This window comes from Streptomyces sp. NPDC111628 (genome assembly GCF_055635195.1).
Window position 1 is genome coordinate 1,490,425 of record NZ_JBVKBZ010000001.1, and the last position, 20,565, is coordinate 1,510,989.

The window sequence follows — 20,565 nt, forward strand, 5'->3', positions numbered from 1 at the left end:
TGAGGTCCATTCGGGTACGTTCGAACGTATGAAGGGCGTTTCTGCTCAGGTCCTCATACGTCTCCTGGTCGCGCCGGTCGTGGCCGCGCTGGCGATGCTGCTCGCCGGTGCGCCCGGCGCGCAGGCGGAGACCGGCGTCTCCGAGATCGGCGCGGCCCTGCGCGAGAGTCCGGTGTACGTGGACCCGGCCGCCTCCGACCTGCTGTCCAAGTCGGACGCGGACGCGCTCGCCGACAAGATCGAGGACGCGGGCGAACCCGTCTTCGTGGCGGTCCTCCCGGCCGGCTACCCGACCGAGAACCTCTTCCAGAACCTCCGCACCGAGACCGGCATCACCGGTCTGTACGGCGTCCGCCTCGGCGACCGCTTCGACGCCCGCGCCGACAGCAGCGTGCTGAGCCGCCAGGGCGTGCACAACCTGGTCACCGCCGTCCAGGGCGCGGGCGATCCCAAGGCCCAGCTGAACGACTTCGTCGACGACGCGCTGCGCAGCGTGCGCGGCTCCGCCCCCTCGTCCTGGGACTCCGGCGGCGGCTCCGCGCCCACGGGCGCCCTGATCACCGCGGGTGCGGTGGTGGTCATCGGCGGCGCGGGCGTCTACGCGGTCTCCCGGCGCAGCCGCCATCGCCGCGAGGCGGAGCAGCGGGCGGCGCTGGAGCGGCTGCGGGTGGTGGTCGACGAGGACATCACGGCGTTCGGCGAGGAGCTGGACCGCCTGGACTTCCACCCGGCGGAACCGGGCGCCGACGACGCGATGCGGGCGGACTACGAACGCGCCCTGGACGCCTACGAGCAGGCCAAGACGTACATGGCCGACGCCCGTAAACCGGAGGACGTGCGCGCCGTCACCCAGGCGGTGGAGGACGGCCGCTTCTCGCTCGCGCAGCTCGCCGCCCGCCGCGAGGGCAGGCCGTTGCCCGAACGCCGTCCGCCCTGCTTCTTCGACCCGCGCCACGGCCCGTCGGTCGCCGACGCCACCTGGACCCCGCCCGGCGGCACCACCCGCCAGGTCCCGGTCTGCGCCGCCGACCAGGCCCGGCTGTCCGACGGGCGGGACCCGATGATCCGCGAGGTGGACACCGACCAGGGCCGCCGCCCCTACTGGGACGCGGGCCCGGCCTACGGCCCCTGGGCGGGCGGCTACTTCGGCGGCGGCATCCTGCCCGGCCTGCTGGTGGGCACCATGCTCGGCAGCATGATGGCGGGCCCCGCCTACGGAGCCGGCTACGGCACCGGGTACGGCGACTTCGGCGGCTACGAGGGCGGCGACGTCTCGGGCGGCGACTTCGATCCCGGCGACTTCGGGGGCGGCTTCGGCGGCGGCGACTTCGGTGGTGGTGGCGGCTTCGGCGGTGGAGGGGACTTCGGCGGCGGCTTCTGAGGCACGTGCGGCAGGCATCAGCGCCTTGCCGCCGTCGACCTGCCCACCGGCCTGTCCGCCGTCGGCTTCTCGACCGCCGGACGGCGGGCGCCGGACCGCACGGGCCGCCCCCGGTGTGCGCCGCCCCCGCGCCGGACGACGACCACGGCCACGAGGCCGACCGCCAGGCCGAGGGCGGTCTGGACGCCGAACGGCTCACCGAACATGAGGGCACCCCACACGGCCGTGACCGGTGCCATGAGGAACATGAGGGTGTTGACCTCGGTGATGCCGGACCGGCGCAGGATCAGCCAGTACAGGCCGTAGCCGCCGAAGGTCGGCAGGACCACCAGCCAGGCGGTCGCCAGCCAGAACGAGGAACCGGCCGGCGGTGCCGCCGCCCCGAGGCCCAGGGCGAGTGCGGAGAAGAGGACGGCGCTGGTCGCGCAGTGGATCGTCAGGGCGACGCGGGGCTCGACCGGCACCCGTGTGCGGCCCTCCAGGAACGTGGCCGCCACCAGCGACAGCATGCCGAGGAACGGGACGAGATACGCCCACCAGGCCACCTCCGCGCCCGCCGCCCCGGCGTCGGCGACCGTCACGGTGGCCACGCCCGACAGGCCCAGCCACAGTCCGAGCCACTGCCCGCGCGAGACGTACTGGCGCAGCAGGGGACCGGCGAGCGCGCCGGCGACGAGTGGCTGGACGCCGTCGATCAGGGCGGTGGTGCCGCTGGAGACGCCCAGCTCGATGGCGTAGTAGACGCTGAGCAGGTAGCCGCTCTGCGACAGCGCGCCGATGGCGATCTGCCGGCCGGCGCCCCGGAGCGTCAGGCCCCGCCAGGCCGTCCGGGAGACGGCCGCGGCGGCGATCAGGACCACGGCGAGGGGCAGGAAGCGCCACATCAGGAGGGTGGGCGTGGCCGCGGTCTCGGCACCGAGCTTGGCGCCGATGAAGCCGGAGCTCCAGCACAGCACGAAGGCGGCCGAGAGCAGGACGTTCATGTCGACTCCATCCAGAGTAGACAGATCGGTTTACTAGTCTCGGGTGCCCACTATACAGACCGGTATACTCGTCGTCATGGGTGCAGAGGTCGGCGGTGCAGAAGGTACGGGTCCGGAAGACAAGCCGCGCCGCGTACGGATGACGCCCGGCGCGCGACGGGTGCTGGAGGCCGCCGAGCGGCTGTTCTACGAGCACGGCATCCACGCCGTCGGTGTGGACACCATCGCCGCCGAGGCCGGGGTGACCAAGAAGACGCTCTACGACCGCTTCGGTTCGAAGGAGCAGATCGTCGTCGAGTACCTGGCCGGACGCGACGAGCGCTGGCGCGAACTGCTCGCCGGGCGGCTGGCGGCGGCGGGGGAGGGCCCTGCCGCCCGGGTGGTGGCCGTCTTCGAGGCGTCGCGCGCGTGGTCGCAGCGGTACGGCGCCAAGGGGTGCAGCATGATCAACGCGCACGCGGAGATCAGCGACCCGGACCATCCGGCGTACCCGGTCATCACCGGCCAGAAGCGGTGGATGCTCGACCTGTTCACCGGCCTGGCCCGGGAGATCGACGCGGCCGGTGCCGACCGGCTGGCGCGGACGCTGATGCTGCTGCACGAGGGGGCGCTGGTCGCCCACGGCGTGGGGGTCGTCCCCGACCCCTTCGGTGCCGCCCTCGACCGGGTGCGGGAGCTGCTGGGCAGGTGAAAGGGCGGCGCACGGGCGGAGCGCCCCGCTACGGTGAGCCCATGCCGCCCGCCACCGCGCTCCTCGTCATCGACATGCAGAACACCACGGTCGCCATGGCGCACCGGGCCGCCGAGACGGTCGCCGCGATCGCCGGTCTGAGCGAACGGGCCCGGGCGGCCGGCGTGCCGGTGGTGACCGTGCGGCAGCAGGACGCGGGCATGGTGCCCGGGACCGAGGGCTGGCGGGTGGTGCCCGAGCTGGCGCCGCGGGACGGGGAGCCGGTCGTGGACAAGACGACCCCGGACAGCTTCCTGGACACCGACCTCGACGCGGTCCTCACGGCGCGCGGGGTCACCGAGGTGATCGTCACCGGGTTCGCCACGGAGGTCTGCGTGGACACCACGGCACGGCAGGCGCTGAGCCGGGGGTACGACCTGGTCGTCGTCGCCGACGGGCACACCACCTCGGTGCGGACCGGGGCGGACACCGGCGACCTCGTTCCGGCGGACCGCTCGATCGCGCAGTACAACGCCATTTACCGCACGATCGGCTGGCCCGGCCGCCGTATCCGGGTCCGGGCCGCCGCCGACGTGGACTTCGGCGCCCCCGAGGGGGCGCGGGACGTCAGGCCTGCCTGATCGCCGAGATGTCGAAGTTCAGCTTGATCTTGTCGGAGACCAGCACGCCGCCCGTCTCCAGGGCCGCGTTCCAGGTGAGCCCCCACTCCGAGCGCTTGATCTCCGCCTTGCCCTCGAAGCCGACGCGCTCGTTGCCGAACGGGTCCTTGGCGGCGCCGTTGAACTCCAGGTCGATGGTGAGCGGCTTGGTCGTGCCGAGGATCGACAGGTCACCGGTGATGCGGTAGTCGTCGCCGCCCAGGGACTCGGCCCCGGTGGAGCGGAAGGTCATCGTCGGGTGCTCGCCCGTGTTGAAGAAGTCCGAGCTCTTCAGGTGGCCGTCACGGTCGGGGGAGCCCGTGTCGATGCTGTCCATCGTGATGTCCAGGGACGCCGTGGAACGGGACGGGTCGGTGCCGTCCAGGTGCAGCGTGCCGGTGAAGTCGAGGAACTTGCCCTTGACGTTGGTGACCATCGCGTGGCGCGCGGTGAAGCCGATCGTCGTGTGGGCGGGGTCGACGGTGTAGTCGCCGGTCAGCGTGGAGAGGTCGGGGGTGGCGGTCATGGTGTCCTCCGGGGAAGGCTTGAAGTTGAATGTTCAACCAGTCCAACGGGTTCGACTCTAGGACTATTCCGCGCCGTCATCAACCACCCGCGCCACACGTGTCGCGGCACCGTTCCCCTCCCGCCCTCCGGCGTGATAGACGGCATGAGCATGACCCCACAGCGCCCCACCGCCCCCACCCGCCGCGCGGTCCTGCTCGCGGCGGCAGCGGCCGCCGCCCTCGCCGCCGTCCCCCGCGCCGCGGCCGCCGCCGCCGACCCCTACGACACCCTCCGCCGCCGCTGGCTCGACATCACCCTCGGCACCGGCTACGACCCGGCCGCCGAGCCGTACGCCTCCCGCCTCGCCGGGACCGGCGAGCGCGCCCGCGAGCACCGCGCCACCATGGCCCCCACCTCCACCTCCCTGTGGCCCGGCCACCCCTTCGACCCGCCCACCGGCATCACCTTCGCCTACGGCCGCCTGTGGACGATGACCGAGGCGTACGTGCAGGAGGGCACCGGCGCCACCGGCGACCCCGCCCTCCTCGCCGACATCCTGCGCGGCCTCGACCATCTCTCGGCCACCGTCTACAACCCCGCCACCACCCGCTACGGCAACTGGTGGGAGTGGCAGATCGGCAGCCCCCGGCTCCTGATGGACATCACGGCCGCCCTGTACGACCACCTCGGCACCGACCGCGTGGCCGCCGCCTGCGCCGCCGTCGACCACTTCGTCCCCGACACGATGCTCGGCGACTACACCGGCACCTCCACCGGCGCCAACCGCGTCGACCTGTGCCGCTCCGTCGCCCTGCGCGGCGTCCTGGGCCGGGCCCCCGCCAAGATCGCCCTGGCCCGCGACGCCCTCTCACCGGTCTTCCCGTACGTCACCGAGGGGGACGGGCTCTACGCCGACGGCTCGTTCGTCCAGCACACCTGGGTCGCCTACTCGGGGACGTACGGCCAGGTCATGCTGGACGGCCTCGGCCGGCTGTTCACCCTGCTGGCCGGCTCCGAGTGGGAGGTGACCGACCCGGGCAGGCAGATCGTCCTCGACAGTGTCGAGCACGCCTACGCACCCCTGATCCACGACGGCCTCGTCATGGACATCGTCAACGGGCGAGCCATCAGCCGGGGTTACCTCAAGAGCGACGACCTGCACGTCATGCGCAGCGACCACTTCCACGGCCAGCAGCTCGTCGCCGCCATGGCGGTCCTCGCGGGCGGGGCGAGCGACGCCGAGCGGGAGCGCTGGTACGCCCGGATCAAGGGCTGGATCGAACGGGACACCGTCGCCCCGGCCCTGACCGCGCCCCAGTTCCCGGTCGCCGACCTGGCCCGGCTGCACGCGATCGCCGCCGCCCCCGGCGAGGCCGCCCCCGAACCCGCCGGGCATCACCTCTTCGCGGCCATGGACCGCGCCGTCCACCGCCGCCCGGCCTTCACCGCGGGCCTCGCCATGGCCAGTGACCGCATCGCCCACTACGAGTGCGGCAACGGCGAGAACCCGCGCGGCTGGCACACCGGCGCGGGCATGCTCACCTGGTGGGCGAACGGGACCTCCTCCGACCGGACCGACCAGTACACAGACTGGTTCTGGCCCACCGTCGACTGGTACCGGCTGCCCGGCACCACCGTCTCCACCAAGCGCCTGGCCGACCGGGCGGGCGGCGAGTGGGGCGAGCCCAAACCGGACGTGCGATGGGTCGGCGGCGCGACCGACGGCGAGTACGCCGCGGTGGGGCAGCATCTCAAGGGGCTCGGCTCCACACTGGAGGCCCGCAAGTCCTGGTTCTTCCTCGACGACGCCGTGGTCTGCCTGGGCGCCGGCATCACCTGCGCGGACGGCGTACCGGTCGAGACGGTCGTGGACAACCGCAACCTGGGGGAGGGCGGCACCCAGGCCCTCGTACGCGGCCGGCGCTGGGCCCACCTGGAGGGTCACGGCGGCTGGATCGTGCCCGAGGGCGCCCTGCGGACCCTGCGCGAGGACCGCACCGGCTCCTGGTCCGACATCAACACCACCAGCACGACCGAGCGCCGCACCCGCCGCTGGCAGACCCTCTGGCTCGACCACGGCACCGACCCGGCCGACGCCGACTACGTCTACACCGTCATGCCGGGCGCCTCCCGAGCGGCCGTGGCCCGCCGCGCCGCGGACCGCCACTGGCTCAGGGTTATCGCCAACGACGACCGCCGCCAGGCGGTGACCGTCCCCTCCCTCGGTCTCACGGCCGCCAACTTCTGGCAGGCCGGCGCCGCGGGCCCGCTCACCGCGACGGCCGGGGCGAGTGTGCTCGTCCGCCGCCGGGGCCGTACCGCTACGCTCCGGGTGAGCGAACCGCCGCGCACGGGAGAGGCCCTGGAGATCGTCTGGGACCACCCGGTGGGAGCGGTGCTGCGGGCCGACGAGACGGTCGAGATCCTCGCGACGGGCCGCCGACTGCACCTCCGCGTCACTCCAGGGGTGGTATGTACCTCCCATGAATGTGAGGTGACTCTCAGCTGACGGCTTTGTGCGACCCCTACAACCAAGAGGCCCCCTGAGCAGTCGAAAAGGCTGCATGGAGTAGGGGTTCTGTTCAGTGCTACCAGGAAAACGGGCCGGAGACTGTACGGAGTCGACGGCTCGCAATCCTTGGTCGGCTTCGTAGAGTCGCTACATGACCGTTTTGGATGAGGCGCCGGGCGAGCCGACGGACGCGCGTGGACGCGTGGCCGAGCTGCACGAGATCCGTGCGCAGGCGCTCGCCGGGCCGAGCGAGAAGGCGACGGCGGCGCAGCACGCCAAGGGCAAGCTGACCGCACGCGAGCGCATCGAGCTGCTCCTGGACCCCGACTCCTTCCGCGAGGTCGAGCAGCTGCGCCGGCACCGGGCCACCGGGTTCGGTCTGGAGGCCAAGAAGCCGTACACCGACGGTGTCATCACCGGCTGGGGCACGGTCGAGGGCCGCACGGTCTTCGTCTACGCCCACGACTTCCGGATCTTCGGCGGCGCGCTGGGCGAGGCCCACGCCACGAAGATCCACAAGATCATGGACATGGCCATCGCGGCCGGTGCCCCGCTGGTGTCGCTGAACGACGGCGCCGGCGCCCGCATCCAGGAGGGCGTCAGCGCGCTCGCCGGGTACGGCGGCATCTTCCAGCGCAACACCAAGGCGTCCGGAGTCATCCCGCAGATCAGCGTGATGCTCGGCCCGTGCGCGGGCGGCGCGGCCTACAGCCCCGCCCTGACGGACTTCGTCTTCATGGTCCGCGACACCTCGCAGATGTTCATCACGGGCCCCGACGTGGTCAAGGCGGTCACCGGCGAGGAGATCACGCAGAACGGCCTGGGCGGCGCCGACGTGCACGCCGAGACGTCCGGCGTCTGCCACTTCGCCTACGACGACGAGGAGACCTGCCTCGCCGAAGTCCGCTACCTCCTCTCCCTCCTCCCGCAGAACAACCGGGAGAACCCGCCCCGCGCCGAGTCCTCCGACCCAGTGGACCGCCGCTCGGACACGCTCCTCGACCTGGTCCCGGCGGACGGCAACCGCCCGTACGACATGACCAAGGTCATCGAGGAACTCGTCGACGAGGGCGAGTACCTGGAGGTCCACGAGCGCTGGGCCCGCAACATCATCTGCGCGCTGGCCCGCCTCGACGGCCAGGTCGTGGGCATCGTCGCCAACCAGCCGCAGGCCCTGGCCGGCGTCCTGGACATCGAGGCCTCGGAGAAGGCCGCCCGCTTCGTCCAGATGTGCGACGCCTTCAACATCCCGATCATCACCCTTCTGGACGTACCCGGCTTCCTGCCCGGCGTCGACCAGGAGCACGGCGGCATCATCCGCCACGGCGCCAAGCTCCTCTACGCCTACTGCAACGCGACCGTGCCCCGGATCTCGCTGATCCTGCGGAAGGCGTACGGAGGTGCTTACATCGTCATGGACAGCCAGTCCATCGGCGCCGACCTCACCTACGCCTGGCCGACCAACGAGATCGCCGTCATGGGCGCGGAAGGTGCCGCGAACGTCATCTTCCGCCGGCAGATCGCCGACGCCGAGGACCCCGAGGCCATGCGGGCGCGCATGGTCAAGGAGTACAAGTCCGAGCTGATGCACCCCTACTACGCGGCCGAACGCGGCCTGGTCGACGACGTCATCGACCCCGCCGAAACCCGCGAGGTGCTGATCAAGTCCCTGGCGATGCTCCACACCAAGCACGCCGACCTGCCCTCCCGCAAGCACGGCAACCCGCCGCAGTGACCCGAGGAGCCACTTCCATGTCCACTTCCGACATCCGCGTCGAGAAGGGCCACGCCGAGCCCGAGGAAGTCGCCGCCATCACGGCCCTCCTCCTGGCCCGCGCCGCCGCCCGCCCCACCGAGATCGCCCCGACCCACGGCGGCGGCCGGGCCCGCGCGGGCTGGCGCCGCCTGGAACGCGAGCCGGGTTTCAGGGCGCCGCACAGCTGGCGCTGACCCGAGACACGAGCGAGGCCCCTCCGCCAGGAGGGGCCTCGCTCGTTTAGGGGCGCGGGGAACTGCGCGACCAGCCACGTACTACGCGCACCCGGCAACGAAACCGCCCCCGGCAGCCCAGTGGCCGCAGGGGGCGTCGCGCAACTCGGCGCTGTCGAGGTGCCGCCTGCGCCCACCCGTGCCGCCCTGGGGGCACCTCCCAGGCCCTTAAGGCACTGGGGGAGGCACGACTGCCCGCAGGCTAAGCGGCTAGCGCAACCGCGCCATCAGCGCGTGCTCCACGAGAGTGATCAGCGCAGACTTCGCGTCGGCCCGATGCCGCGCGTCCGTCGTGATGATCGGGGTGTCCGGGCCGATCTGGAGGGCCTCGCGGACCTCGTCCGGCTGGTACGGCTGCTGGCCGTCGAAGCCGTTGAGCGCGATCACGAACGGCAGACCGCTGTTCTCGAAGTAGTCGACCGCGGGGAAGCAGTCGGCGAGCCGCCTCGTGTCGACCAGGACGATCGCGCCGATGGCGCCGCGCACCAGGTCGTCCCACATGAACCAGAACCGGTCCTGGCCGGGCGTACCGAAGAGGTACAGGATCAGGTCCTGGTCGAGCGTGATGCGGCCGAAGTCCATGGCGACCGTCGTGGTCGTCTTGTCCCCCGTGTGGGTGAGGTCGTCGATGCCCGCCGAAGCGGATGTCATCACGGCCTCGGTGCGCAGCGGGTTGATCTCCGAGACAGCGCCGACGAACGTGGTCTTGCCCACGCCGAAGCCGCCCGCCACCACGATCTTCGCGGAAGTGGTGGAGCGGGAAGGACCGCCGCTAGAGCTTGCGAAGTCCACTGAGCACCCTTTCGAGCAGTGTCACGTCTGGCTGGCCGCCGGCGCTCTCGTCGCCGCCGGGCTGATGGATGGCGACCAGTCCCGCCTCCGCCAAGTCGGCGACGAGGATCCTGGCCACGCCGAGAGGGATCGTCAGGAGGGCCGAGACCTCGGCCACCGACTTGATCTCCCGGCAGAGGTTGCAGATCCGCTGATGCTCGGGCAGTTGGCCCTGCATCTGGTGCGGCTGCGCGGTGGTGTGCACCAGCGCCTCGATGGCGAGCTGGTACCGGGGCCTGGTGCGGCCGCCCGTCATGGCGTACGGGCGCACCAGGGGGTTGTTCGACGCCCCGGCGGGCGCCGGCTCAGGGGTGCGGCGCTGCGGCTGCACGGGCTGGATGCGCGGAGCATGCGGCTGGTCGTACGGCGAAGGGCCGGGGCCCTGCGGCGCGTACGGCTGCCGGTGGCTCGGCACGGAGGGGTAGCCGTACCCGTTCGCCGAGCCGTCGCCTCGGCCCTGACCAGGGCCGTACGACCAGTTGCCCGATGACGGACCGCCTGGGGGTGTTGCCACTTTTTCCTCCTCCGACTGTGCCTGGCACCCAACGCTGTGGAGCCGCGTCCCGAAACTTTACGGCCACGGGACGCCAAAACGCACCGTCTGTCCTTTAGTTGAGAAGGCTCCCTTGGAGCTCCGCCCGCAGATCGGGCGTCAAAACCGTGCCGGCACGGTCCACCAGAAGGGCCATCTCGTACCCAATGAGACCGATGTCCGCCTCGGGGTGTGCGAGAACCGCGAGGGACGAGCCGTCGGAGATGGACATGATGAAGAGGAATCCGCGCTCCATCTCCACAACCGTCTGGTTCACGCTGCCGCCCTCGAAGATGCGCGAGGCACCGGCGGTCAGCGAGGTCAGGCCGGAGGCGACGGCAGCGAGCTGATCGGCTCGGTCGCGAGGGAACCCTTCGGACATCGCCAGAAGGAGTCCGTCGGCGGAGACCACCACCGTGTGGGACACCCCCGGGGTGTTGTCCACGAAGTTGGTGATCAACCAGTTCAGGTTCTGCGCCGCCTGGCTCATCGGGCTCACACTAACGCTCCTGGTTGTAGGTGCTGTCAGGACCACGGTGTTCATTCCTTGTGTCCTGGCCGTTCGTTTCAATGCCTGCGTTGCGGCCTCGCTCGACGCCGCGCCGCAGGTTGCTCAGCCTGCCCCGGACGTCCTCCGGAGCGCGGGAGACCTGGGGGCCTCCCTGTGGAGTGGTTTCGGCCGCGCCCTCGACCAGGTTGGCCTTGGGTACCCGCCGCGGCAGGCCCGAGGAGGTCACCCCGCCCGCCTTGGGCCTGCGCAGCGAAGAGGCCTGCTGCCAGCGGTCGTCGTTGGCCGACCGCCAGGTGTCCTCGCCGCCCGCCCCCGGTGCGGCGGCCGGCGTCTCCTGGCCCACGTGCCCCGCATCGCCCGCGCCGCTCGCGGTGGATCCGCGGCGGGGAAGACCGGCGTCGGTCAGCTCGTGGGCGGCGGAGGGGGCCGGCCCCGGACGGTCGAAGCCTACGCGGTCCGTCTCGGTCACGTCAGCGGCCTCGGCGGATTGCGCCTGGGGCGCACCGGTCGGGTACTGGTCCGGATAACCGTTCTGGTATCCGTCCTGCTGCGGCCAGTCGTCCTGGTGGCGCCGCTGCTCGAAGGGGGAGTAGTTCCCGGCGTCCGGCACACCGCCGTTCGGCGCGTAGTACTGCTCGTCGTACGACGCCTGCTGCGGTTCCTGGTACGCCTGCTGCGGGTCGGCGTACGCCGACTGCTGGTCATACGTTCCGTTCGGCGACTGCTGGTCGTACGTTCCGTTCGGCGACTCCTGGTACGCGCCGTTCGGCTGCTGCTGGTAGCCGTCGAGGGACTGGTCGTAGCCCGGCTGCTGTCCGGTGAACCGGTCCTGGAAGCCGGTGGCCCCGTCGTTCCCGGCGCCCCCCTGGTCAGCGGGACCGGGCAGCTCGGGAGGCGACTGGGCCTCCAGAGCCGCGCGGCGCTCCTCGCGCATCAGCGAGCGCCCCACCGGGTCCAGCTCGCGTATGTCGTCGGGGATCTCGGCGTACCGGCTGTCGTCGAAGCCCAGCTCGGCGGCGGTCCGCATGGGCTGGCCGACCTGGCCCACCTGGCCGAAGCTCTCGCCCTGGAAGTTCTGCTCCGGGATGATCTGCGAGACCGTGAACTCGTCGCGCGGCTGCTGCTCGCCGCCGCCACCGTGGGTGATGGCGTCCGGGAGCATGACCAGCGAGGTGGTGCCGGCCTGCTCGCCGGAGGGGCGCAGCTGCACGCGGATGCCGTGCCGGTCGGACAGCCGGCCGACCACGAACAGGCCCATGCGCTGCGAGATCGCGGCGTCCACGGTCGGCGGGTTGGCCAGCTTGTGGTTGATGTCCGCGAAGTCCTCGGCGGTCAGGCCGATGCCCTTGTCGTGGATCTCGACCATCACACGGCCGTCGGGCAGCCGGGTCGCGGTGACGCGGACCTTGGTCTGCGGCGAGGAGAACGTGGTGGCGTTCTCGAGCAGCTCGGCGAGCAGGTGCACGAGGTCGGTCACGGCGCGGCCGTGGATCTCGGCCTCCGGCACGCCGGACAGCTCGATGCGCTCGTACTGCTCCACCTCGGAGGAGGCGGCGCGCAGCACGTCGACCAGCGGGACCGGCTGGTCCCAGCGGCGGCCGGGCTCCTCGCCGGCGAGGACCAGGAGGTTCTCGCCGTTGCGGCGCATACGGGTGGCCAGGTGGTCCAGGCGGAAGAGGTTCTCCAGCTGGTCCGGGTCGGCCTCGTTGTTCTCCAGGTCGGTGATCAGGCTCAGCTGGCCCTCGATCAGCGACTGGTTGCGGCGCGACAGGTTGGTGAAGATCGCGTTGATGTTGCCCCGCAGCAGCGCCTGCTCGGCGGCGAGCCGGACCGCCTCGCGGTGCACCTGGTCGAAGGCGCGGGCGACCTCGCCGATCTCGTCGGTCGAGGTGATCGGGATCGGCTGGACCCGGGTGTCGACCCGGCCGGGGTCGGTGCGGGAGAGCTGGTCGACCAGCATCGGCAGGCGCTGCTCGGCGATGCCGAAGGCGGCGTTGCGCAGCTGGCGCATGGAGCGGCTCATTCCGCGGGCCACCATGCCGGCCAGGACGAACGCGGCGAGCAGCGCGATCACGACCGCGGCACCCGTGATGTAGGCGTCCCGCTCGGCGTCGTCGGCGATCGTGGACGCCTCGGACACCGCCTTGTCGGCCAGGTCCGACTCGATCTTCTGGTACGCGTCGAACTTGAGGGTGTTGACCGCCCACCAGTTTTCCGGCGTGATGCCCTGCTGGGCGAGGTCCGCGCGGTCACTGGTGTCGGTGGACTCGAGTCCGGCCAGCTCCGAGATCATCGTCGTCGGGTTGGACGGCGGCGGTACGTAGTCCGGGTCCTTGGCCTTGGCCTCCTTGGCCATGGCCGCCCCGTCCTCCTTGAGCTTGGCCTCGGCGTCCTCGAGCTTCTGCGCGTCCGCCTCGGTGCCGCCGCCGATGTACTCCTCGATCGCGATGCGCTCCAGGTAGGCGTACGAGGAGAGCGCGACGCGCTGGCTGGCGAGGTGGCCGGGCTCCGGACCCGGCTTGACCAGCATGTGCATGCCGATGGAGCGCTCCAGGGAGAGCGCGGCCTTGGTCAGGGAGATCGCGTAGACGGTACGGCCGTAGGAGGTGATGTTGCCGGTGCCCAGACCGAGCTCGTTGGCGAACTCCATCAGGGGGTGGGCGACGCCGGTGTAGCCCTCCTCGGTCTCCACGCCCTTGAGCTTGGAGGTGTACGCGGCCGCCCGCAGCGTCTGGAGCTTGGGCTCCTGCTCGCGGAAGACCTTCAGCCGGCGTTCCAGACCGGCCTTGCCGGGCATGCCCTGGGCCGCCGCGTCGAAGGTGTCGGCCGCCTCGTCGGTGGCCTGGCGGGCCGCGGCGACGGTGGTGTCCTTCTCACCCTTGCCCTGCAACAGGGGGGCCGCCGTGATGTCGCGCTCGTTGTAGAGCGCGTTGGCGTAGCCGAGGGAGGCGCGTACGAGACGCGCGGTGCTCTCGGCGTCCTCTGCGTCCTGCCAGGTGTCGATCGAGCTCTTCACCTGGAAGCCGCCCATGACGAGGCCGACCAGCACGGGGATGAGCAGGATCGCGTTCAGCCGGGTGGTCACCCGCCAGTTGCGCGGCGTGAAACGGCCACCGCTCGGCGCGGGCGGCTCGGCCTTGGGTTCCGCGGCGGGGGCGGGGGCGGGCGCCGCTGTGCGCGGCGGCGGGGTGAAGTTGCCCCGGGCCGATGGCTCGGGACTGTTCTTGCTTCGCCTCACTCGACCAACAACCTCTCGGCGGTCGGCACCTGTGTCGTGCCGCTGTGTCTCAGAACCCACTCCGTCAGTCATCGAGTACGCACTACTGCTGAGTACGTCTTAGACCATGGGGCAGTTCTGGCATTCCAGCACGGCGACCAGCGCTCTTCCAAACAGTGGAACGCGGGGGTTACACGTGATGTAAGCCCCACGTAAAACGGTCATAAAGAGCGAGGTCCGTCAAAAGACGAGGCGTTCGTGCGCGCAGCGAGACCAGTCGACCGCGTCGCGTGTCGGTACCACCCGATTCCTCTGCCGAAACGTTATGAACAGCGGAGCCGACCGTGTCAAAGGACACAGTCGGCTCCGAACCGTCTACGACAAGTGCCGTAGACCCCTGCCGACTTGGCTGCGGCGGTCGGTGGACCTACCGCAGACGGGCCATCAGCGCGTGCTCGACCAGCGTGATCAGCGCCGACTTCGCGTCGGAGCGGTGCCGGGCGTCGGTCGTGATGATCGGCGTGTCCGGGCCGATCTGCAGCGCCTCCCGGACCTCGTCCGGGTTGTACGGCTGCTGGCCGTCGAAGCCGTTGAGCGCCACGACGAACGGCAAGCCGCTGTTCTCGAAGTAGTCGACGGCCGGGAAGCAGTCGGCCAGCCGGCGCGTGTCGCACAGCACGATCGCGCCGATGGCGCCGCGCACCAGGTCGTCCCACATGAACCAGAACCGGTCCTGGCCGGGCGTGCCGAACAGGTACAGGATCAGGTCCTGGTCGAGCGTGATGCGGCCGAAGTCCATGGCGACCGTGGTGGTCGTCTTGTCCCCGGCGTGCGTGAGGTCGTCGATCCCGGCGCTGGCCGAGGTCATCACGGCCTCGGTGCGCAGAGGGTTGATCTCGGAGACGGCGCCCACGAACGTGGTCTTGCCGACGCCGAAGCCGCCGGCCACCACGATCTTCGCGGAGGTGGTCGCCCGCCCTCCGTCAGAGCTTTCGAAGTCCACTGAGCACCCTTTCGAGCAGTGTCACGTCAGGCGCACCGCCGTTGTTCTCGTCTCCGCCAGGCTGGTGAATGGCGACGAGCCCTGCCTCCGCGAGGTCCGCGACCAGGATCCGCGCCACCCCGAGCGGCATCGCCAGCAGGGCCGACACCTCGGCCACCGATTTCACCTCGCGGCACAAGTGGCAGATCCGCTGGTGCTCGGGAAGCAGCCCCATGAGCGCTGCCGGGTCGGCCGTCGTACTGATCAGCGCCTCGATGGCGAGCTGGTAGCGCGGCCTGGTCCGGCCACCGGTCATCGCGTAGGGACGTACCAGCGGCTGGTCGCCCTCGTCCTCGTACGGCTCCGCGTACGGATCATGAGAGGCGGTGGGCGGGGTCATGAATCCTCCGGGCGGGACAGCAAGTCGGTCAGTCAAGCCGTCTGACGAGGCCGGTGGGGGGATTGTGGCGGCCGGACGGTGATTTGGTAACACGGGTGGTGCCGGGGCCGATCAGTGGAGCAGACTGCCTTGTAGTTCAGCGCGCAGGTCGGGTGTGAGGACCGCACCCGCGCGGTCGACCAGGAGCGCCATCTCGTAGCCGACGAGGCCGATGTCGCACTCCGGGTGCGCGAGGACGGCCAGGGACGAGCCGTCCGAGACGGACATGAGGAAGAGGAACCCCCGCTCCATCTCCACGACCGTCTGCGCCACGTTGCCGCCCTCGAAGATCCGGGACGCCCCGGCGGTCAGCGAGGTCAGTCCCGAGGCGACGGCCGCGAGCTGGTCGGCGCGGTCGCGAGGGAAGCCCTCCGACATCGCCAGGAGGAGTCCGTCGGCGGACACGACGACGGTGTGGGACACCCCCGGGGTGTTGTCCACGAAATTCGTGATCAACCAGTTGAGGTTCTGTGCCGCCTGGCTCATCGGGCTCAACTAACGCTCCTGCTGGTGAGTGGGCCGCGGATAGCTGCCGGTCTGGTTGGTACCGGCCTGACGGCCCTGTGCGATTCCCCGACGGAGATTGGTCAGCCGGCCGCGCACGTCGTCGGGCGCACGCGAAACCGCCGGACCGCTCTGGTGCGACTGCTGCTGAGCCGTCCCCGGGACGAGGTTGGCCCGGGGTACCCGGCGCGGAAGGCCGGAGGTGGTGACCCCACCCGCGGCCGGCTGCCTGACGCGCTCCGCCTGCCGGACGAGATCGTCGTTCGGCGAGCTGCGCCAGGCCGAGGTGGCCGGCCGCTGGGGGGCCGCCGGGGTCTGGGGCTGGGCGGCCTGCGGCTCCGGGGACGCGGCCGGGGCGGCCTGCTGCGCCCTCGCCTCGCGGTCTCCGTGGAACCAGTTGGTCTCCAGCGTGTCGTACAGCGGCGTACGTCCGTCACCGGGACCGGAGGCCGGGGGCAGGGCCCAGCCGTCTCCGGGCCGCTGCGCGGGAGTTCCGTTGGTGCTCTGACCCGCGGGCTCCTGCGGAACCGGTCGCTGCGGGGCCGGCGGACGCGGGGCGCCGAAGTCGTTCCCGCCCTGCGTGCCACCCGCCTGCGGACGCTCGAACTGGCCGGTGACGGCCGGGTTCTGACGGCCCGGCAGGTCGTGCTGACCGGTCGAGCCGTTGTCGTAGCCCTGGGTGGCGGCGAACCGGTCGGCCGGTGCCTGGCCGTTCGGGGCGGGCTGGCCGCCGAAGACGTCCGAGCGGACGAAGGCTCCGCCGTCCTGCTGCGGCGCGGCCGGCTCGGGCCGCGCGAACTGGTCGTTCTGCGGGACGTCCTGGCCGAACCGAGCCTGGTCGTACTGGTCCTGGCCGGACCCGGTCTGACCGTACTGACCCTGCCCGAACTGGTTCTGCCCGTACTGGCCCTGGCCGTACTGGTCCTCGTACTCGTTCCGCGCGTCGTACTGGTTCTGGCCGGGCTGGGCGAACTGGCCGGTGCCCTGCGGCTCGTCCCGACGGGGTGCCGGGGCGTCGAAGTCGGGGCGGGCGAACTCGGCCGTGGCGGCGGGGGACTGGGGCTCGCCGAACCGGGGCACGGCCGGCATCTCGGCGGTCGAGCCCGGGCCCTGGCGCTCGTCGAGGCGCGGCGTCCGGTCGGTGCGGGAGCTGTCCGGCTCGTCGTGGCCGCGCGGGGCGTCCAGCGAGGCCCGCTCCACCGGCGGCTGCGCGTTCTCGTCGCTCCAGCTGGGCACCCGCGGCTGCGGGTTGCCGCCGGGCAGCTCGGCCCGCGGACCGCCGCGCGGCGGCAGCTGCGGACGACGGCCCTGCTCGGCGTCGCCGTTGCCGCCCCGCTTGCGCTGCGGAGGCGCACCGGGAGTGCGGCTGCCGCCGAACATGTCCTGACCCTGCGAGGCGTTGTTCGCCGGCGCGTTGCCCTGCGGCGCGTTCATGCCCGCGGCCTGAAGACCCTGCGGAGCACCGGGCGCCTGCTGACCGGCACCGGCACCGGCACCGGCCGGAGCCGGGCGGTTCTGCTGGCCCGGGACCGCGGGGGACTGGGGCCCGCGCGCGCCACCCGGCGCACCCGGGCGGCCGCCCGCGTCGCGCCCGGGCAGTGCGGCCCGCGGCCCCTGACCGGCACCGAGCCGGCCGCCCGGCGCACCGGAGCCGAGGGCACCGCCGCCACTTCCACCGCCGAAGGCACCGCTGCCCGCGAGGGCACCGCCGCCCTGACCGCCACGGCGGGCCGCGGCGACACCGGCGGCCGCCTGGGCGGCCGCCGGACCGCCGTTGCCCGCGCCGGGCTGACCCGGCTTCGGCTGCGGCTTGCGGCCACCCTGGGCGACGTCGACGGGCAGCATGACCAGCGCGGTCGTACCGCCGGAGTCGGAGGGACGCAGCTGGATGCGGATGCCGTGGCGCTGCGAGAGGCGGCCGACCACGAACAGACCCATGCGGCGGGAGACGGAGACGTCCACGGTGGGCGGCGAGGCGAGCCGCTCGTTGATCGCGGCCAGGTCCTCCGGCGAGAGGCCGATACCGGTGTCGTGGATCTCGATCAGCACCCGGCCGTCGGGCAGTGCGTGACCGGTGACCTTGACCTTGGTCTGCGGCGAGGAGAACGACGTCGCGTTCTCCAGCAGCTCGGCGAGCAGGTGCACGAGGTCGTTGACCACGCGGCCGGCGACCTCGGTGCTCGGCACGGAGGCCAGCTCGATGCGCTCGTACTGCTCCACCTCGGAGGCGGCGGCGCGGAGCACGTCGACCAGCGGCACCGGACGGGTCCAGCGGCGGCCGGGCTCCTCACCCGCGAGGACGAGGAGGTTCTCACCGTTACGGCGCATACGCGTCGCGAGGTGGTCGAGCTTGAACAGCGAGGACAGCTGGTCCGGGTCGGCCTCGCGGGACTCCAGTTCGGAGATGAGCGAGAGCTGACGCTGGATGAGGCCCTGGGAGCGGCGCGAGAGGTTGGTGAACATCGCGTTGACGTTGCCCCGCAGCAGGGCCTGCTCGGCGGCGAGGCGGACCGCCTCGCGGTGCACGTCGTCGAAGGCCGCGGCCACGCGGCCGATCTCGTCCCGGGAGTGCACACCGACCGACTCCACCGAGGTGTCGACGTCCTGCGGGTCGGTCTCGGAGAGCTGCTTGACCAGCTCGGGCAGGCGGTCCTGGGCGACCTTGGTCGCGGTGTCCTCCAGGCGGCGCAGCGAGCGGATCATGGACCGGGCCACGACGAACGCGCCGACCAGGGAGACGCCGAGCACGAGCAGGATGAGGACACCGGAGATGATGGCCTCTTGCTCGGACTCGTTGCGCAGCTCGCGAGCCTGCTGCTCCATGTCCTCCAGCAGCTTCAGCTCGATGTTCTTCATCTGCTGGATCTTGGTGGAGCTGTCGTCCAGCCAGTCCTGGTAGGACCGGGACTTCAGGCTGGCCAGGCCGTTGGTCTTGCCGAGGGCGCGGCCCGCGTACTGGTCGGACGCCTCGATCACCGGGTTGCCCTCGGAGATCGGCTTGAGCAGGTCCTCCGCGCCCTCGCCGTAGATGCTGGTGAAGCTGCGGATCTCGGACGTCTGGCTCTGCAGCGCGGACTGGGCGTACAGCCGGTCGTTCTCGGCGAGATCGCCCTTGCTGGTGTTGTTCGCGGGGAGGGCCGCGGCGAGGACCGCGCGCTGGATGGACGCGTACTCCTTGGCCGAGGAGAAGGCCGACAGGGCGCGGGTGCGCTGGATCATGTCGGGGTTGCTGGTTGCCTCCGCCATGTCCTGCGAGAGGTCGAGCAGGTGGGTGATCAGGCGGTGGTAGGCCTCGACCGTCTGGGTCGAGTTGTCCTGCGCCGTGTACGCCGTGCTGCGGATCTTGGTCAGGTCGTTCAGGTCGCTCGCGATGCCGACGAGGCTGTCGCGGACGCCGACGAGCTTGCCGTCCTTGCTCGCCGCGTCGATCTGCTCGGACTTGTCGAGGAAGTTCTTCAGGGCCCGGTCGGTCTGCTCACGGTCGCCCTTGACGGCGATCGCGCCGGACTTCGAGCCGTGGGCCAGCGGGCCGGCGGACTGGTCGCGCTCCTCCTGGAGTGCGGCGGCCAGCTCCGTGGCCTGCTTGGTCATCTCGGTCAGCAGCTTCATGTTCTCGAGCTGCTGGATGTCGTCCATCGACTGGTTGATGCGCAACGCGCCCAGCGAGGTCGCCGCCACCACCGGAAGCGCCAGCAGCGAGACCAGACGGGTGGAGATCCGCCAGTTGCGCAGGGCTATTCGCGGGCCGGGGCCGGTCGAGCCCTTGGCCGGCTTGGTGGGCGACTGCTGGCCGGGAGCGGACGGGCCCGCCGCCTGACCGGCGCGCTCCCCGCTGTCGCCGGGCTGGGTCTGGCCCGGGTTCTGGGCGTGCTGGGGCGAGGAGCTGACGGCCTTGGGGCCAGTCCCGCCCTGCGGCTCCGGCTCCGCCGAAGCGCTGCCATCCCTCTTGAAACGTCCCTGCACTAGCGTCGCAACCTCTGGACCAGGCGCCCTGCCGCGTGAACGGCCGGGCACGGTGTCGGCGTCAAAGGGGCGCCCTGAATACGCCCCTGTGTTGGTCGTGAGTGACCGGCGCTGGTTCCCCCTTCTTCACCGCCGCTCGGCGCTGGTGTGCGCCCCCTGTGCGCCGGCTCGATCCCGCGGCGGTCCGTGGAATTCCAGCACAGTGCAGGATCTCCAACAAGGCCCGTGGGGCAGGCCGTGAGATACGTGACAGCACGTGAGGGCCGAGTCACCGGACGTAGAAGGTGATCACCCGCAAACCGGACGTACACCCGCGAGTCGCCGAGGCGTGGAGGGTGTCCCAGTCGACATGATCAGCAGCGGAATGATGCCTTCAGGTGTGCAATGTCGGTTTAGTCGGAGTGCTCTCGGCGTCGCAATTGACCGGTTTGACCCTTGATGAGTGAGCAAACTCACATCCGGATCATGGACTCCTCCACGGTTCACGGGGAATCGCGTGTTTAGCCTGACGCTTTACAGAGAAGGCAAAACCGACAACCTGCGCCCTCGCAGAGGCTTTCGCCGCCCCCAGGGCGCCCGGACACGACAGGGCCACGTACAACCGTGAAGACGACGATGATGTTCCACAAGATCGCCAACCCGCGACGCACGACGCTGGCGCACCTCCAGGACGCCGACGAACTGCAGACGCCGGAGCAGCCGGAGCACGCCGTCGAGCTCCCCACCCAGACCGCCAACCCCCGCCGCACCATCCTCATGGAGGCCCCGGTCACGGCGTCGGTCGCAGACTAGTACGGCATCGGGCCGAGGACCGTTCAGCGTCTGCCCGGGCAGGCCCGCCGCGTTAGCCTGGAGCGTCAGACTCCAGCCAGCTCAGTCAAGGGG

Annotated in this window: 17 protein-coding genes; 7 read left to right on the top strand and 10 right to left on the bottom strand. The window is 71.3% G+C overall.

Going from position 1 to position 20,565, the window contains the following annotated elements; genetic code table 11:
- Positions 1-28: 28 nt before the first annotated feature.
- Positions 29-1,381, top strand: coding sequence for a hypothetical protein (locus ACZ7MF_RS07180; protein WP_471474993.1), 1,353 nt, complete (start codon positions 29-31; stop codon positions 1,379-1,381).
- 17 nt (positions 1,382-1,398) lie between these two features.
- On the opposite strand, the gene ACZ7MF_RS07185 is transcribed toward ACZ7MF_RS07180, so the two are convergent.
- Entirely contained in the window at positions 1,399-2,364 is a 966-nt protein-coding gene (locus ACZ7MF_RS07185) for a DMT family transporter (protein ID WP_471474994.1), read from the bottom strand.
- A 76-nt stretch (positions 2,365-2,440) separates the two neighbouring features.
- Here ACZ7MF_RS07185 and ACZ7MF_RS07190 point away from each other — a divergent pair, with 76 nt between their 5' ends.
- Both ACZ7MF_RS07190 and ACZ7MF_RS07195 read left to right on the top strand, forming a co-directional pair.
- Positions 2,441-3,055, top strand: coding sequence for a TetR/AcrR family transcriptional regulator (locus ACZ7MF_RS07190; RefSeq protein ID WP_471474996.1), 615 nt, complete (start codon positions 2,441-2,443; stop codon positions 3,053-3,055).
- 41 nt (positions 3,056-3,096) lie between these two features.
- On the top strand, positions 3,097-3,675 hold the full coding sequence (locus ACZ7MF_RS07195) for a cysteine hydrolase family protein (protein WP_471474997.1): 579 nt from the start codon (positions 3,097-3,099) through the stop codon (positions 3,673-3,675).
- On the opposite strand, the gene ACZ7MF_RS07200 is transcribed toward ACZ7MF_RS07195, so the two are convergent.
- On the bottom strand, positions 3,662-4,219 hold the full coding sequence (locus tag ACZ7MF_RS07200) for a YceI family protein (RefSeq protein ID WP_471474998.1): 558 nt from the start codon (positions 4,217-4,219) through the stop codon (positions 3,662-3,664). The two genes, ACZ7MF_RS07195 and ACZ7MF_RS07200, sit on opposite strands and share 14 nt — an antisense overlap.
- A gap of 150 nt (positions 4,220-4,369) precedes the next feature.
- On the opposite strand from ACZ7MF_RS07200, the gene ACZ7MF_RS07205 reads away from it, so the two are divergent.
- The 3 genes from ACZ7MF_RS07205 (at position 4,370) to ACZ7MF_RS07215 (ending at position 8,662) form a co-directional block, all read left to right on the top strand.
- The gene (locus ACZ7MF_RS07205) at positions 4,370-6,709 is read left to right on the top strand and encodes a polysaccharide lyase 8 family protein (protein WP_471475205.1); all 2,340 of its coding nucleotides are present in this window, start codon (positions 4,370-4,372) and stop codon (positions 6,707-6,709) included.
- Between the two features lie 154 nt (positions 6,710-6,863).
- Entirely contained in the window at positions 6,864-8,447 is a 1,584-nt protein-coding gene (locus ACZ7MF_RS07210) for an acyl-CoA carboxylase subunit beta (RefSeq protein WP_356862548.1), read from the top strand.
- A 17-nt stretch (positions 8,448-8,464) separates the two neighbouring features.
- Positions 8,465-8,662 (top strand): acyl-CoA carboxylase epsilon subunit, encoded by a 198-nt coding sequence (locus ACZ7MF_RS07215; RefSeq protein ID WP_471475000.1) that lies wholly within the window; start codon positions 8,465-8,467, stop codon positions 8,660-8,662.
- A 249-nt stretch (positions 8,663-8,911) separates the two neighbouring features.
- Here ACZ7MF_RS07215 and ACZ7MF_RS07220 read toward each other — a convergent pair whose 3' ends face one another.
- The 8 genes from ACZ7MF_RS07220 to ACZ7MF_RS07255 all read right to left on the bottom strand — a co-directional run bounded on the left by ACZ7MF_RS07220 (position 8,912) and on the right by ACZ7MF_RS07255 (position 19,680).
- The gene (locus ACZ7MF_RS07220; protein WP_030216560.1) at positions 8,912-9,493 is read right to left on the bottom strand and encodes a GTP-binding protein; all 582 of its coding nucleotides are present in this window, start codon (positions 9,491-9,493) and stop codon (positions 8,912-8,914) included.
- Entirely contained in the window at positions 9,474-10,046 is a 573-nt protein-coding gene (locus ACZ7MF_RS07225; RefSeq protein WP_356862552.1) for a DUF742 domain-containing protein, read from the bottom strand. Before ACZ7MF_RS07225 ends, ACZ7MF_RS07220 begins: the two co-directional genes overlap by 20 nt.
- A gap of 94 nt (positions 10,047-10,140) precedes the next feature.
- Positions 10,141-10,554, bottom strand: coding sequence for a roadblock/LC7 domain-containing protein (locus ACZ7MF_RS07230; protein ID WP_004983065.1), 414 nt, complete (start codon positions 10,552-10,554; stop codon positions 10,141-10,143).
- Between the two features lie 10 nt (positions 10,555-10,564).
- Entirely contained in the window at positions 10,565-13,813 is a 3,249-nt protein-coding gene (locus tag ACZ7MF_RS07235) for a nitrate- and nitrite sensing domain-containing protein (protein WP_471475001.1), read from the bottom strand.
- A 406-nt stretch (positions 13,814-14,219) separates the two neighbouring features.
- Positions 14,220-14,795: a GTP-binding protein gene (locus ACZ7MF_RS07240; RefSeq protein WP_356862556.1), complete on the bottom strand. Its 576-nt coding sequence runs from the start codon at positions 14,793-14,795 to the stop codon at positions 14,220-14,222.
- Complete coding sequence (locus ACZ7MF_RS07245; protein ID WP_003973454.1) at positions 14,776-15,174, bottom strand: DUF742 domain-containing protein; 399 nt, start codon at positions 15,172-15,174, stop codon at positions 14,776-14,778. The genes ACZ7MF_RS07240 and ACZ7MF_RS07245 overlap by 20 nt, the downstream gene beginning before the upstream one ends.
- Positions 15,175-15,285: 111 nt before the next feature.
- Complete coding sequence (locus tag ACZ7MF_RS07250) at positions 15,286-15,699, bottom strand: roadblock/LC7 domain-containing protein (RefSeq protein WP_003973453.1); 414 nt, start codon at positions 15,697-15,699, stop codon at positions 15,286-15,288.
- A gap of 9 nt (positions 15,700-15,708) precedes the next feature.
- Positions 15,709-19,680 carry a sensor histidine kinase gene (locus tag ACZ7MF_RS07255; protein ID WP_471475003.1) on the bottom strand — a complete coding sequence of 1,324 codons (3,972 nt, stop codon included), beginning with the start codon at positions 19,678-19,680 and terminating at the stop codon, positions 15,709-15,711.
- 603 nt (positions 19,681-20,283) lie between these two features.
- On the opposite strand from ACZ7MF_RS07255, the gene ACZ7MF_RS07260 reads away from it, so the two are divergent.
- A complete protein-coding gene (locus ACZ7MF_RS07260) occupies positions 20,284-20,472 on the top strand; it encodes a hypothetical protein (protein ID WP_471475004.1) in 189 nt (62 codons plus the stop codon).
- Positions 20,473-20,565: the final 93 nt, after the last annotated feature.

Coding starts and splice junctions, on each gene's coding strand:
- ACZ7MF_RS07195 (WP_471474997.1), top strand. CDS start 3,097: ATGCCGCCCGCCACCGCGCTCCTCGTCATCGACATGCAGAACACCACG.
- ACZ7MF_RS07215 (WP_471475000.1), top strand. CDS start 8,465: ATGTCCACTTCCGACATCCGCGTCGAGAAGGGCCACGCCGAGCCCGAG.
- ACZ7MF_RS07205 (WP_471475205.1), top strand. CDS start 4,370: ATGACCCCACAGCGCCCCACCGCCCCCACCCGCCGCGCGGTCCTGCTC.
- ACZ7MF_RS07245 (WP_003973454.1), bottom strand. CDS start 15,174: ATGACCCCGCCCACCGCCTCTCATGATCCGTACGCGGAGCCGTACGAG.
- ACZ7MF_RS07210 (WP_356862548.1), top strand. CDS start 6,864: ATGACCGTTTTGGATGAGGCGCCGGGCGAGCCGACGGACGCGCGTGGA.
- ACZ7MF_RS07200 (WP_471474998.1), bottom strand. CDS start 4,219: ATGACCGCCACCCCCGACCTCTCCACGCTGACCGGCGACTACACCGTC.
- ACZ7MF_RS07190 (WP_471474996.1), top strand. CDS start 2,441: ATGGGTGCAGAGGTCGGCGGTGCAGAAGGTACGGGTCCGGAAGACAAG.
- ACZ7MF_RS07180 (WP_471474993.1), top strand. CDS start 29: ATGAAGGGCGTTTCTGCTCAGGTCCTCATACGTCTCCTGGTCGCGCCG.
- ACZ7MF_RS07250 (WP_003973453.1), bottom strand. CDS start 15,699: ATGAGCCAGGCGGCACAGAACCTCAACTGGTTGATCACGAATTTCGTG.
- ACZ7MF_RS07185 (WP_471474994.1), bottom strand. CDS start 2,364: ATGAACGTCCTGCTCTCGGCCGCCTTCGTGCTGTGCTGGAGCTCCGGC.
- ACZ7MF_RS07230 (WP_004983065.1), bottom strand. CDS start 10,554: ATGAGCCAGGCGGCGCAGAACCTGAACTGGTTGATCACCAACTTCGTG.